Source organism: Actinoplanes sichuanensis, from assembly GCF_033097365.1.
In the GTDB taxonomy this organism is placed as follows: Bacteria; Actinomycetota; Actinomycetes; order Mycobacteriales; family Micromonosporaceae; genus Actinoplanes; species Actinoplanes sichuanensis.
This window is the reverse complement of the sequence record NZ_AP028461.1, coordinates 6,319,475-6,332,148: the sequence shown is the minus strand read 5'-3', so window position 1 is coordinate 6,332,148 and position 12,674 is coordinate 6,319,475. Positions and strand designations below refer to the sequence as shown.

The following is a 12,674-nucleotide window of genomic DNA, read 5'->3' as shown; positions in this document are numbered from 1 at the left end:
GGAGAACCGGTGCCTCGGGAGCCGGATGAACCGGTGTCTCGGTAACCGAGAAGACCGGTGCCGCGGAATCCGGAAACACCGGTGAAGGTGAGTGGGTATCCGCGAGTGCCGTCGTGGCGGCTTGGGGATTTCGATCTCCGGGGGCGTTGAGACTCGCCTGCAACCGGGACCGGATCTGGGGCCACTTTAGCACCGCGCGGCGAATACAGCGATGATGGGTTCGGACGGACGCGCGGGGAGGGAGACCGGGATGCCACTGTTGCGGCGGGTCATCGGGGCGGTGCTACGCCGGATTCGGCTTGGTCAAGGGCGCACTCTGCGGGAGGTCGCCGCGGCTGCCGGGGTGTCGTTGCCCTACCTGTCGGAGGTGGAGCGCGGGACCAAGGAGGCGTCGTCGGAGGTGCTGGCGGCGATCTGCCGGGCGCTCGGCCTTCCGATGCCCGACCTGCTCGACGAGGTGCGTAAGGAGATGCTGCGGCAGGCTGTTCCGGCGCCCGCTTCGCGGTTCGTCACGCACCTGTCGGCTCAGCGCAACGGTGGGCCGCGGTGTTCGGCGTCGCGATGGATGGTGTGCGCGAGCGCGGCGCGGGTGACCGTCAGGCGGTGACCACCACGGGGGTGCCCGGGTCGAGTTGGGCGAGGAGCTCGCGCATGCCGGCGGCCGGGGTGCGCACGCATCCGTTGGAGACGTTCCGGCCGAAGGCCGACTTGTTCGTCCACGCGTGGATGCCGGTGTGGGCGTTGCGCAGGGAGGCGGCCAGTTTCTCCGGCTCCTCCGGGACCGAGCCGAGCACCAGGGCGTCCAGGCCGGCGTAGACGGCGCCGGATGTCCCGGTGCGGCCCATCACGAACGTCCGGCCGTGCGGGGTCGGTGTGGTGTCGGAGCCGATCGCCACGGTCCAGCGGCCCTGCTCGGTGCCCTCCCGTAGCCAGGTCATCCGGCGGTCGGCCAGGCTGACGACGATCTGGTCGCGCAGCGGCTCCGGCTTCCATCCGGTTTCCGGAATCCACCCGATCGTGCGGTTGGACGACGGGGTCAGCACGGCGGCCCAACCGCTCTCACGCGCGACGATCGGGACCACCACCGGCAGGCCGCTGATCTGGGGTGGCAGGTAGGCGCGGGGCTTGCCGCCGGGCGCGTCATACAGCGCCATCGCGGTCTCCGGGCGCAGCGCCTCGGTGATCGCCACCACCGAGGTCGGCTCGGGGTCGGCGGGCAGGCCTCGCGGGCCCTTCGCGTAGGCGATCACCGGCAGGTCGGCGGGTGGCTTCGCGGCCGGTGGCACGGTGGCCGACGGCTCCGCCGACACGGCCGGCGAGGCGGTGGAGACGATCGGCTGGGCGCGGTCCGACGGCGCCGGGTCGCCGCCGCCGGCCAGGCGGACGCCCACGAGGACGGCGACGATCAGCGCGATCGCGGTCAGCGTCAGCACGTTTCGGCGGGTCCGGCTGATCGGCATCAGCCAAGGGTAGCGGTGTCCTCTTCGAGCGGATTATCGGCCGGTGGTGTCGGTAACTCCCACTGGGGAGGAAGGGAATAGCGGGCTAGGGTGAGCACATGCTGCGGAAGCTGGGTTTCCTGACCATCGGGCTGTTCGACGAGGCGGATCCGCGCCGAGGCCACGAGTCCACCCTCGAGATCATCGAGCTCGGTGAACGCCTCGGCTTCGACAGCGCCTGGCTCCGGCATCGGCATCTGCAGTTCGGCATCTCCTCGCCGGTCGCGGTGCTCGCCGCCGCGACGCAGCGCACCAGCCGCATCGAGCTGGGCACCGCCGTAACCCCGCTGGGCTGGGAGAACCCGCTGCGCCTGGCCGAGGATCTGGCCACCGTCGACCTGCTCTCCGGTGGTCGCCTCAACCCGGGCGTCAGCGTCGGCCCGCCGATGCAGTTCGACCGCGTCAAAGACGCGCTCTATCCGGACACGGCCGAGGCGGAGGACTTCAGCTTCGCCCGGGTCGAGAGACTCATTTCCGCGGTACGGGGTGAGCCGGTCACCTCGTTCGCCGGTTTCGAGGGGTTCGAGCAGTTCTCCGACCGGGTCCAGCCGCACGCCCCGGGTCTCGCGTCCCGCCTCTGGTATGGCGGCGGCAGCCTGCGGTCGGCCCGGTGGGCCGGTGAGCACGGGATGAACCTGCTGACCAGCAGTGTGGTGAAGGCGGAGGAGTCGGAGGACTTCGAGCGGATCCAGCTGTCGCACATCCGCGAGTTCCGGGCCCACCACCCGGACGGTGACAAGGCACGCGTCTCGCAGGGCCTGGTGGTCATCCCCACCGACAGCGCCACGCCGTCCCAGGTCACCAGGTACCGGGCCTACGCCGAGAAACGCACCCCGCGCACGCGCACCCCGCAGGGCCCGGCCCGGATGATGTTCGCCCCGGACATCGTCGGCACCTCGGACGAGATCGCGTCCCGGCTGTCGGAGCACGCCGCCTTCCGCGAGATCGACGAGGTCGCGTTCGCGCTTCCGTTCACCTTCGAGCACGACGACTACGTACAGATCCTCACGGACATGGCGGAGAGTCTGGGCCCGGCTCTGGGCCGGCGTCCGGCAGTCGCACGGTGACGACCAGCCCGCCGCCGTCGCGGGGTCGGGCGTCGACACCGCCGCCGTGGGCGCGGGCCACCGACCTGACGATCGACAGTCCCAGGCCGGCGCCGTTCGACGAGGTGATCCGGTCGCCGTCGAGCCGGCGGAACGGTTCGAAGAGCGCCGGCACGTCGTAGGCGGGGATGACCGGCCCGGAATTCGTGACGGTGACCGTTGCTTTCGGGCCGCTTTCCACCCGTACCCAATCGTCGGGCTGTTGATTGTTATGTCTTATGCCGTTCTCCACCAGGTTGCGGACGAGTTGTTCGAGCAGCAGGCCGTCACCCCGGGTGGGTGCCGTGCCGGCGTGCAGGGTGACCGTCACCCCGGCGGACCGGGCTTCGGCGGAGATCTGCTCGACCACGTGGGAGACCACGTCGGCCAGGTCGACGGGTCCGGCCGCGGGAAGTTCCTGCTCCGATCGAGCGAGCAGCAGCAGGCCGCTGATCAGGCGTTCGTGCCGGGCGTTGATCTTCAGGAGGTCCTCGCCGAGCCGGATCACGTCGGCGGACGCGGTCTTGCGGTGCATGGCGAGCTCGACGAGCGCCCGGTTGAGGGTGAGCGGGGTGCGCAGCTCGTGGGACGCGTTGGCGACGAACCGGCGCTGCCCGTCGAAGGCGTGTTCGAGGCGTTCCACCATGCCGTCGAACGTGTCGGCCAGTTCCTTCACCTCGTCGTCCGGGCCGTGCAGGTGGATGCGCTGCTGCAGGCCGCGCTCGGCGGCGATCCGGCGGGCGGTGGCGGTGACCCGGTGCAGCGGCGCGAGCATCCGCCCGGTCAGCACCCAGGCGGATGCTCCGGAAATGATCGCCACCAGCAGGAACGCGACCGCACCCTGCTGGAAGAACGACCGGCTGACCTCCTCGACCTGGGCCTGGATCAGCTGGTCGGCGGCCTCGCCGGTGAGGACCACATTGTTGTTGACGATGACCCGTTTCAGGTTGCGGCCGTCGGCGATGCCGGGCGGGGTGAGCGTCCACGGCAGCTGGTTGCGGAACAGCAGGTAGGTGACGCCGAGCAGGGCCAGACCGGCGACCAGGAAGAACCCGAACCAGACCAGGGTCAGCCGCAGGCGCAGCGTGGGCCGGGGGAGCCTCATGCGATCCGGTACCCGACGCCGGACAGCGTGTCGATGATCTGCGGGTCGCCGAGCTTGCGCCGCAGTTTGAGGATGGCGAGCCGGACCGCACCGGTGAACGGGTCGGCGTGCTCGTCCCACGCCTTCTCCAGCAGATGCTCGGCGGAGACCACCGTCCCGTCGGCGCGCAGCAACTCGAACAGCACGGCGAACTCCTTCTTCGACAGCGACACGTACCGGCCGTCGCGGGTGACCTCGCGGCGGGCCGGATCCAGGGTGATCCCGGCGCGGCGCAGCACCGGCGGCGCGCCGGGCCGGGTGCGGCGGCCCAGCGCGAGGACCCGGGCGGCGAGTTCCGGCATGGCGAACGGTTTCGTCAGATAGTCGTCGGCGCCCAGTGACAGCCCGGCCACCCGGTCGCCGATCCCGGCCGCCGCGGTCAGCATCAGCACCCGGGCCTCGCTGCCGTCCGCGACCATCCGCCGGCACACCTCGTCGCCGTGCACCCTCGGCAGGTCGCGGTCGAGGATCACCACGTCGTAGTCGTTGACGCCGATGCGTTCGAGGGCGGCCGCGCCGTCCCCGGCGACGTCGACGGCGTGTGCCTCCTCGCGCAGCCACTCGGCGATCGCGTCGGCGAGCATCCGCTCGTCCTCCACCACCAGGATCCGCATCCGCCGATCGTGTCAGAACGCGTGTTTCCACGGTGTTGGCGTCGCGGCCAACACCGCGGAAACAGCGTGCCGGGTTCGCTGTGTCCCCATGAAGCGACTCATTCCGTTCGTGGCCGTCGTCCTCCTCCTCGGCGGCTGCGCGAACGAACCGGAGACCACCGCCCCCGACCCGGACGCCCGCAACCTCAAGTTCGCCGAATGCCTGCGTGAGCAGGGCCTGGACGTGCCCGATCCGGAGCCGGGCAAGGGCATGACGCTCAAGTTCGGTCCGGGCAGCGACCAGCAGAAGGTGCAGGCCGCGATGGAGGCCTGCCGGGAATGGGCACCGGCGGGCATGACCGGTGGCGCGGCGCCGGATCCGTCCCGGGACGCCACGATGCGGGGGTACGCGCAGTGCATGCGCGACAACGGCGTCGAGGCGTTCCCCGACCCGGAGGGCGGCATGATCCGCCTCAACGGCGACGCCGGTGAGGACCCCGACTTCAAGGACGCCGAGAAGGCGTGCGCGTCGTTGATGCGGGCCCCACAGTGAGCGGGCGCACCGCGAAGATCGTCGCCGGGGTGGTGGCGGTCGCCTCGGCCGGCGCGGCGGCGGTGCTGGCGGCACGGCCGGGTGCGGGCGACGACCCGGCGAGCGGCGACCGGCTGCCGCCGGCCACCGCCACGATCACCCGGGGCACGTTACGGGAGTCGGTGGAGGTCGACGGAGATCTGGGGTACGGCCCGACACGCACCGCCGCGGCCCGGACCCCGGGCACCGTCACGTGGCTACCGGACAGCGGCGCGACCGTGACCCGCGGCGAACCCCTGTACCGGCTCGACGAACGTCCCGCGGTGCTGATGTACGGCCCGGTGCCCGCCTACCGCGACATGGCACCGGGCACCGAGGGTCGCGACGTCGCCCAGCTCGAACGCAACCTGTCCGCTCTGGGCTACGACGGCTTCACCGTCGACGACGAGTACACCGGCGCCACCGCCGCCGCCGTCGACCGGTGGCAGGGCGACAACGGCCTGCCCTCGTCGGGTGTGCTCCGGCTGGGCCACGTGGTGTTCGCGTCCGGCCCGATCCGGGTCGGCACGCTGATCGCCGAGACCGGCCGGTCCGTCGCCCCCGGCCGTGACCTGCTCACCTGGACCGGCACCGGCAAGGTCGTCACGGTCCGGCTCGACCTGGCCGACGGCGCCCTGGCCGGGGTGGGTGCGACCGCCGCGGTCACGCTGCCGGACGGGAAACGGGCCGAGGGGAGGGTCACCGAGGTCGCCACGGTGATCGAGGAGCGTGTCACCGAGGTCGAGGCCCAGATCGCGCTCACCGGCGTCGCCCTGGAGAACGCGGCCGTGGACGTCACGTTCATCGCCGCCGAACGGGCGAACGTGCTGATCGTGCCGGTCGCGGCGCTGATGGCGGCCCCGGGCGGCGGCTTCGCGGTCCAGGTGGTCGACGGCGGCACGACCCGGCAGGTGCCGGTGCGGACCGGTCTGTTCGCCGACGGCCGGGTCGAGATCTCCGGGGGCGGCCTGGCCGAGGGCGTGACCGTCGGGGTGCCGCGGTGATCGAACTGACCGAGGTGACCAAGACCCATCCGGGCGGGGTGACCGCCCTGGACCGGGTCAGCCTGCGGATCGAGGCGGGCGAGATGACCGCGGTCGTCGGACCCTCCGGCTCCGGCAAGTCGACGATCCTGCATCTGATCGGCACCCTGGACCGGCCCACCTCGGGTGAGGTGCGCATCGACGGGCACGACGTGGCCACCATGCCGGACCGGCGGCTCGCCGCGCTGCGGGCCGCCCGGATCGGGTTCGTCTTCCAGCAGTTCCACCTCGCGGCCGGGACCAGCGCCCTCGACAACGTCGCCGACGGGCTGCTCTATCAGGGTGTACGGCGCAGCGAACGGCGACGGCGGGCGGCCGGGGCACTGGACCGGGTCGGGCTCGGGCACCGGCTGCGACACGACCCGCACGAACTGTCCGGTGGGGAGCGGCAGCGGGTGGCGATCGCCCGGGCCGTGGTGGGGCAGCCCGCGTTGCTGCTGGCCGACGAGCCCACGGGGGCCCTGGACTCGGCGGCCGGTGACGGGGTGATGGAGCTGCTGGTGGAACTCAACGCCGCCGGTACGACAGTCGTGATCATCACGCACGACCGGGAGATCGCGGCGGCCGTACCCCGTCGGATCCTGATGCGGGACGGACGGATCCGATGAGGCTCTCCGACGTGGTCCGGGTCGGTGGCGCCGGCCTGCGCACCCGGCCGACGCGGGCGTTGCTGTCCGCGCTCGGCATCGCCATCGGCATCGCCGCGATGGTCGCGGTCGTCGGCATCTCGTCGTCATCGGGGGCGGAACTGGACCGCACCCTGTCGGCGCTCGGTACCGACCTGCTGACCGTCGGCCCGGGCCGGACCCTGCTGGGCGAGGACGCGGAACTGCCGGTGGAGGCCGAGTCGATGATCGAACGGATCGACGGGGTCGAGCAGGTCTCGGCGGCCGGGCGGGTCGGCGACGCCAAGGTGTACCGCTCGGAGAAGATCCCGGCCGCACGGACCGGTGGCATCGTCGCCTACGCGGCCCGGGAGGACCTGCTCGGCACGGTCGGCGCCACGATCCGTGACGGCGTCTGGCTGAACACCGCCACCGGGAGTTTCCCCGCGGTGGTGCTCGGCTCGGCGGCCGCCGAACGGCTCGGTGCCGGTGCCGCCGGTGCGGACATCCAGGTGGTGATCGGCGGGGTGCGGTTCACCGTGATCGGCATCCTCGACCCGGTGCCGCTCGCCGCCGAACTGGACACCGCCGCCCTGACCGGCTGGTCGTCGGCGAGCCGGTGGCTGGACTTCGACGGGCACGCCACCACCGTCTACACACGATCCGACGAGTCCCGTCTGCAGACCGTGCGCGGGCTGCTCGCGGCCACCGCCAACCCGTCGGCGCCGAACGAGGTCGACGTGTCCCGGCCGTCCGACGCACTCGCCGCCAAGCAGGCCACCAGTCAGGCGTTCGCCGGGCTGCTCCTCGGAGTCGGGGCGGTGGCGCTGCTGGTCGGCGGGGTCGGGGTGGCCAACACGATGGTCGTCTCGGTGCTGGAACGGCGGCCGGAGATCGGCCTGCGGCGGGCGCTCGGCGCCACCCGGGGGCAGATCCGCCTGCAGTTCCTCGCCGAGTCGTTGCTGCTGTCGGCGCTCGGCGGGGCCGGGGGAGTGGTCCTCGGCGTCGCGGTGACGGCCGGTTACGCCACGTACCAACGCTGGCCGTGGGTGATCCCGCCGTGGGCGGCCGGTGGCGGCCTGGTGGCCACGCTGATCATCGGTGGGGTGGCCGGTCTCTATCCGGCGGTACGCGCGGCGCGCCTCGCCCCCACGGAGGCGTTGTCGACGCCGTGAACATACCCGCTATCTGGAGAAATAGACGGGCGTAGCTGAATTTCGGGGATAATGTTGGCGTACCAGATCAGTTCCCTGGACAGGCGGTGGCGCGCATGTCCGATCGTCGATCCGTGGTACGGCAGCGTCAGCTCGACCCGACGCTCTGTCACCTTCTCCGGGCGACCGCGGTGTCGCACGCCCGGGTCCAACGACTGGCCGCTCTCCGGATCGGCATCTCCGTCGCGCTCGCCGTGACCGGGCTGCTCGCCATCCTGGCCGGGTCGCTGAACACCACGGCGTTCACCCGTTCGCTGAGCATCACGGTCACCGTGGCCGGTGCGCTCTGGGCGCTGCTCTACTCGCTGGGGCTGGCGTCCTGGGCGCACCGGGAACTCTTCCGGGCGGCGCTGTTGCAGGAGACCTTCGAGGTGCGGCTGTTCCACCTGGCCTGGAACCACGTGCTCGCCGGGGACGAGGTGCCGGCCGAGGATGTGCACAAGCTGAGCAGCCGGTTCCGTGGCTCGGAGGACTCGCTGCGGGTGTCCTATGCGATGCCCAACCTGCCGCCGCCGTTCGACGTGCTGGCCCGTCAGCAGCAGAACCTCGCCTGGGGCGGCCGGGTCCGCCGCCGATACGCCCGCACGGTCCTCGCCGGCCTGCTCGTCTGGACCGGGTTCGGGCTGTTCACCGCGATGCTGCGGGGCTCGACGGTGACCGATTTCCTGGTGCAGTGGTGCGTACCGTCGCTGGGTCTGCTGATGCTCGGCTGGGACACCTTCCGGGAGCAGCGCGGCGTCTTCACCGACCGCCGTCGAGTGTCGCGCTGGTCGCGGGCGCGCTGCCTGCACGCCGCTCCGGCCAGCCTGGAGCCGGCCGTCCGGCAGGAGTTGTGGCTGATGGCGCGGCAGGTCCAGGACCAGCTGTTCCTGACCCGGCGGCGGGCGCCACGCGTACCGTCCTGGTTCTTCCGTCGCTACTACCTCCAGGACAGCAGCGACTTCACGGCCGGCCTGGCCGAGACCCGCCGCAACCTGGTCGACGCCGGCCTCACGATCCGCCCCCGCCCCCGCCCGTGAGGACAGGCTGGTTCGGGGAGCCGTCCCGACGGGCTGCCGGCGGCCCGGAGAGCCGGCCGGGTCTCAGCCGTGGGCCAGCCGGGCGGCCAGGCCGTCGACGAACATCAGCAGGGCGAACTCGAAACTGTCCCGGTCGACGCTGTCCGCGTGCTCGCGCAGCCGGTGGGCGTCACCCAGCGACGGATAGCGATCCAGGTAGACCTGCACGTCGTCGACGAACCCACGGGAGAAGCTGCCCATCGCCGCCCCCAGCACCAGGTATTTCGTGGACGCGCCGATCATGGTGGCCTCCCGTGGCGGCCAGCCCGCCGCGACCAGCCCGCCGTGGATCGCGTCGGCCCGGCGCAGCGACGCGTCCCGCTGGCCGGGGCCACGGGCCAGGAACGGCACGATGTTCGGATGCTCGGCGAGCGCCGCCCGGTAGGACCGCGCCCAGGTCAGCAGCCCCGCCCGCCAGCCGTCGGAGAACGCGGAGACGTCCACCTTCTCCATGATCTCGCTGGCCACGTCGTCGAGTAGCTGCTCCTTGGTGGGGTAGTGGAAGTACAGCGCGGGTGCGGACACCCCGAGGGCGGCGGCGAGTTTGCGCATGCTGAGCCCGTCGAGCCCGTCCCGGTCGATGATCTCCAGCGCGGACGCGCGGATGCCGGTCTGGCTGAGCAGCGGCGTCGTCGGCCGTGGCATGCGAACCCCCTTGGTTTATCTAACACCGTTAAGTTAGCATGGCCCGAGAAACCTGACAGCGTTCAATTACGGGAGCCGCTATGGACCTCGGCCTGACGGCGGAACAGCAGCAGTTCCAGGACCTGGCCCGGGAGTGGGTGGACCGTGAGGTCGTGCCGCACGCCACCGAGTGGGACCGGGCCGAGCAGGTCGACACCAAGATCGTCGGCAAGCTCGCTGAGCTGGGTTTCCTCGGCCTCGGCATCGACGAGGAATGGGGCGGCTCGGGCGGCGACTTCCTGACGTACTGCCTGATGATGGAAGAACTCGGCCGCGGTGACACGTCGGTCCGCGGAATCGTCTCGGTCTCCCTGGGTCTGGTTTCCAAGAATATTCAGAAATACGGGACACAAGAGCAGAAGTCGTACTGGCTCCCGCGGCTGTGTGGTGGCGAGATGCTCGGCTGCTTCGGCTTGACCGAGCCCGGCACCGGCTCCGACGCGGGCTCGCTGACCACCAGAGCGGTCCGCGACGGCGACGACTGGGTGCTGAGTGGCGAGAAGATCTTCATCACCAACGGCACCTGGGCCGGTGTGGCCCTGATCTTCGCCCGCACGGGCGGCCCGGGTCCGAAGGGGATCACCGCGTTCCTGGTCCCGACCGGAACGCCCGGCCTGGAAAGAGCCGAGATCAAGGGCAAGCTCGGCCTCCGTGGTCAGGCCACCGCGTCGATCAGCCTGAACGAGGTGCGGGTCGGCGACGACGCGAGGCTCGGGGCGGAGGGCGAAGGCTTCAAGATCGCCATGACCGCCCTCGACAAAGGCCGCATAGCGGTGGCCGCCGGGTCGGTCGGCCTGGCCCGCGGCTGCCTGGAGGCGTCCGTGGCGTACGCCAAGGACCGCACCCAGTTCGGTAAGGCCATCGCCGGCTACCAGCTGGTCCAGGAGATGATCGCGGACATGGCGGTCGAGACCGACGCCGCCCGCCTCCTGGTCTGGCGCGCCGCCGACCTGGTCGACCGCGGTCTGCCGTTCCGTACCGAGGCGTCGATGGCCAAGCTGTTCGCCACCGAGTCCGCCGTCAAGGCCGCCAACCAGGCCATCCAGGTCTTCGGGGGGTATGGCTACGTCGACGAGTTCCCGGTCGGCAAGGCCATGCGCGACGCCCGGGTCACCACCCTGTACGAGGGCACCAGCCAGATCCAGAAACTGCTCATCGGCCGTGCGCTGACCGGAATCAGCGCGTTCTGACCACGGAGGTTGAAATGAGTCGCGTCGCCATCGTCACCGGGGCCGCGAGAGGTATCGGCGCCGCCACCGCCATCCAGTTCGCCCGTGAGGGCGCGTCCGTCGCCGTGCTCGACCTCGACGAGCAGGCGTGTGCCGAGGTCGTCGACCGGATCAAGGCGTCCGGCGGGACGGCGGTCGCGTTCGGCTGCGACGTCTCCGACGAGGCCCAGGTCGACGCCGTGATCAACAAGGTCGCCGGTGAGCTGGGCGGGGTTGACGTGCTGGTCAACAATGCCGGCGTGCTCCGCGACAACCTACTGCACAAGATGTCCGCCGCCGACTGGGACATCGTGATGAACGTGCACCTGCGCGGCGCGTTCCTGTGCAGCCGGGCCGCCCAGCGGCACATGGTCGCCAAGCGCTCCGGCAAGATCGTGAACACGTCGAGCGTGTCCGCGCTCGGCAACCGCGGCCAGGCCAACTACTCCGCCGCCAAGGCCGGGATCCAGGGCCTGACCAGGACTCTCGCGATGGAGTTGGGTCCGTTCAACATCAACGTCAACGCGGTGGCACCGGGTTTCATCGTCACCGAGATGACCGACGCGACCGCCGCCCGGGTCGGTGTGTCCGCCGCCGACATGCGGGCCAAGGCCGCCGAGATCACCCCGCTGCGCCGGGTCGGCCGGCCGGAGGACGTGGCCCGGGTAGTCGCGTTCCTCGCCAGTGACGCGGCATCCTTCATCACCGGGCAGACGATCTACGTCGACGGCGGACGCCGTCTCTAGCAAAGAGGATCACTGATGCGCCGCACTGTTTTCAACGAGGACCACGAGGCGTTCCGCCAGACTCTGCGGGACTTCATCGAGACCGAGGTCGTGCCCCGCTACGACCAGTGGTTCGCCGACGGCCAGGTCCCGCGCGACTTCTACAAGCAGCTCGCCGAGCTCGGCCTGTTCGGCATCGAGGTGCCGGAGGAGTACGGCGGCGCCGGCATCGACAGCTTCAAGTTCGCCGCCGTCCAGACCGAGGAGACCATGCGCGCCGGGGTCTCGTTCGGAGCGGCCGGGGCACACGTCGCGCTCGGCCTGCCCTACCTGCTGGATCTCGGCACCGAGGAGCAGAAGCGCCGCTGGCTGCCCGACTTCGTCTCCGGCGACACGATGTACGCGCTGGCCATGACCGAGCCCGGCACCGGTAGCGACCTGGCCGGCATGAGCACCACCGCCAAGCTGAGTGCGGACGGCACGCACTATGTCCTCAACGGCGCGAAGACCTTCATCACCGGCGGTGTCCTCGCCGACCGGGTGATCGTCTGCGCGCGCACCTCCCCGTCCAAGCCGGACGACCGCCGCTACGGCATCACCCTGCTCAACGTCGACACCACGCTGCCCGGCTACTCGGTCGGCCGCAAGCTCGACAAGCTGGGCCTGAAGACGTCGGACACCGGCGAGCTGGCCTTCGTCGACGTGCGGGTGCCGGTGGAGGACCGGCTCGGCGAAGAGGACAAGGGCTTCTACTACCTCGGCAAGAACCTGCCGAAGGAGCGCCTGAGCATCGCCTACGGCGCGTACGCGCAGGCCGCCGCCGCGGTCCGGTTCGCCAAGCAGTACGTGCAGGACCGCAAGGTGTTCGGCCAGCCGGTCGCCAGTTTCCAGAACACCAAGTTCGAGCTGGCCGCCTGCCAGGCCGAGGTGGACGCCGCGCAGGCGGTCGCCGACCGTGCTCTGGAGGCCCTCGACGCGGGTGAGCTGACCGCCGCCGAGGCCGCGTCGGCGAAGCTCTTCTGCACCGAGGTCGCGCACCGGGTGATCGACCGCTGCCTGCAGCTGCACGGCGGCTACGGCTTCATCAACGAGTACCCGATCGCCCGCCTCTACGCCGACAACCGCGTCAACCGCATCTACGGCGGCACGTCCGAGGTGATGAAGATGATCATCGCTAAGGACATGGGCCTTTAAAACGCTCATCTGGTACGGGTGACCCCGTACCGCCGAAGCCGACGCAGTTCC

Annotated in this window: 13 protein-coding genes and 1 pseudogene; 10 read left to right on the top strand and 4 right to left on the bottom strand. The window is 70.9% G+C overall.

Annotated features, from left to right (window positions below; genetic code table 11):
- Positions 1 to 250: 250 nt before the first annotated feature.
- Positions 251 to 496, top strand: a pseudogene (locus tag Q0Z83_RS29145) (helix-turn-helix domain-containing protein); the annotation flags it as partial.
- 100 nt (positions 497 to 596) lie between these two features.
- Here the strand turns inward: Q0Z83_RS29145 and Q0Z83_RS29140 are convergent.
- Positions 597 to 1,460 (bottom strand): L,D-transpeptidase family protein, encoded by an 864-nt coding sequence (locus tag Q0Z83_RS29140; RefSeq protein WP_317786419.1) that lies wholly within the window; start codon positions 1,458 to 1,460, stop codon positions 597 to 599.
- Between the two features lie 98 nt (positions 1,461 to 1,558).
- Here Q0Z83_RS29140 and Q0Z83_RS29135 point away from each other — a divergent pair, with 98 nt between their 5' ends.
- Positions 1,559 to 2,566 (top strand): LLM class flavin-dependent oxidoreductase, encoded by a 1,008-nt coding sequence (locus Q0Z83_RS29135; protein WP_317786418.1) that lies wholly within the window; start codon positions 1,559 to 1,561, stop codon positions 2,564 to 2,566.
- Here the strand turns inward: Q0Z83_RS29135 and Q0Z83_RS29130 are convergent.
- Positions 2,505 to 3,689: a sensor histidine kinase gene (locus tag Q0Z83_RS29130; RefSeq protein WP_317786417.1), complete on the bottom strand. Its 1,185-nt coding sequence runs from the start codon at positions 3,687 to 3,689 to the stop codon at positions 2,505 to 2,507. The two genes, Q0Z83_RS29135 and Q0Z83_RS29130, sit on opposite strands and share 62 nt — an antisense overlap.
- Positions 3,686 to 4,342, bottom strand: coding sequence for a response regulator transcription factor (locus Q0Z83_RS29125; protein WP_317786416.1), 657 nt, complete (start codon positions 4,340 to 4,342; stop codon positions 3,686 to 3,688). The genes Q0Z83_RS29130 and Q0Z83_RS29125 overlap by 4 nt, the downstream gene beginning before the upstream one ends.
- An 88-nt stretch (positions 4,343 to 4,430) precedes the next feature.
- On the opposite strand from Q0Z83_RS29125, the gene Q0Z83_RS29120 reads away from it, so the two are divergent.
- From Q0Z83_RS29120 to Q0Z83_RS29100, 5 genes are all read left to right on the top strand, one after another.
- The gene (locus Q0Z83_RS29120) at positions 4,431 to 4,874 is read left to right on the top strand and encodes a hypothetical protein (RefSeq protein ID WP_317786415.1); all 444 of its coding nucleotides are present in this window, start codon (positions 4,431 to 4,433) and stop codon (positions 4,872 to 4,874) included.
- Positions 4,844 to 5,896 (top strand): efflux RND transporter periplasmic adaptor subunit, encoded by a 1,053-nt coding sequence (locus Q0Z83_RS29115; protein WP_317786414.1) that lies wholly within the window; start codon positions 4,844 to 4,846, stop codon positions 5,894 to 5,896. The genes Q0Z83_RS29120 and Q0Z83_RS29115 overlap by 31 nt, the downstream gene beginning before the upstream one ends.
- Positions 5,893 to 6,543, top strand: a complete 651-nt coding sequence (locus Q0Z83_RS29110; protein WP_317786413.1) for an ABC transporter ATP-binding protein — start codon at positions 5,893 to 5,895, stop codon at positions 6,541 to 6,543. Before Q0Z83_RS29115 ends, Q0Z83_RS29110 begins: the two co-directional genes overlap by 4 nt.
- The gene (locus Q0Z83_RS29105) at positions 6,540 to 7,715 is read left to right on the top strand and encodes an ABC transporter permease (protein WP_317786412.1); all 1,176 of its coding nucleotides are present in this window, start codon (positions 6,540 to 6,542) and stop codon (positions 7,713 to 7,715) included. The genes Q0Z83_RS29110 and Q0Z83_RS29105 overlap by 4 nt, the downstream gene beginning before the upstream one ends.
- 95 nt (positions 7,716 to 7,810) lie before the next feature.
- Positions 7,811 to 8,773 (top strand): S-4TM family putative pore-forming effector, encoded by a 963-nt coding sequence (locus tag Q0Z83_RS29100; RefSeq protein ID WP_317786411.1) that lies wholly within the window; start codon positions 7,811 to 7,813, stop codon positions 8,771 to 8,773.
- A gap of 63 nt (positions 8,774 to 8,836) precedes the next feature.
- Here Q0Z83_RS29100 and Q0Z83_RS29095 read toward each other — a convergent pair whose 3' ends face one another.
- Positions 8,837 to 9,457 (bottom strand): TetR/AcrR family transcriptional regulator, encoded by a 621-nt coding sequence (locus Q0Z83_RS29095; protein ID WP_317786410.1) that lies wholly within the window; start codon positions 9,455 to 9,457, stop codon positions 8,837 to 8,839.
- 80 nt (positions 9,458 to 9,537) lie between these two features.
- Here Q0Z83_RS29095 and Q0Z83_RS29090 point away from each other — a divergent pair, with 80 nt between their 5' ends.
- The 3 genes from Q0Z83_RS29090 to Q0Z83_RS29080 are packed head-to-tail and all read left to right on the top strand — an operon-like array spanning position 9,538 to position 12,623.
- Entirely contained in the window at positions 9,538 to 10,686 is a 1,149-nt protein-coding gene (locus Q0Z83_RS29090; RefSeq protein ID WP_317786409.1) for an acyl-CoA dehydrogenase family protein, read from the top strand.
- A 14-nt stretch (positions 10,687 to 10,700) separates the two neighbouring features.
- Complete coding sequence (gene fabG, locus Q0Z83_RS29085; protein WP_317786408.1) at positions 10,701 to 11,450, top strand: 3-oxoacyl-ACP reductase FabG; 750 nt, start codon at positions 10,701 to 10,703, stop codon at positions 11,448 to 11,450.
- A 15-nt stretch (positions 11,451 to 11,465) separates the two neighbouring features.
- The gene (locus Q0Z83_RS29080; protein WP_317786407.1) at positions 11,466 to 12,623 is read left to right on the top strand and encodes an acyl-CoA dehydrogenase family protein; all 1,158 of its coding nucleotides are present in this window, start codon (positions 11,466 to 11,468) and stop codon (positions 12,621 to 12,623) included.
- Positions 12,624 to 12,674 lie beyond the last annotated feature (51 nt).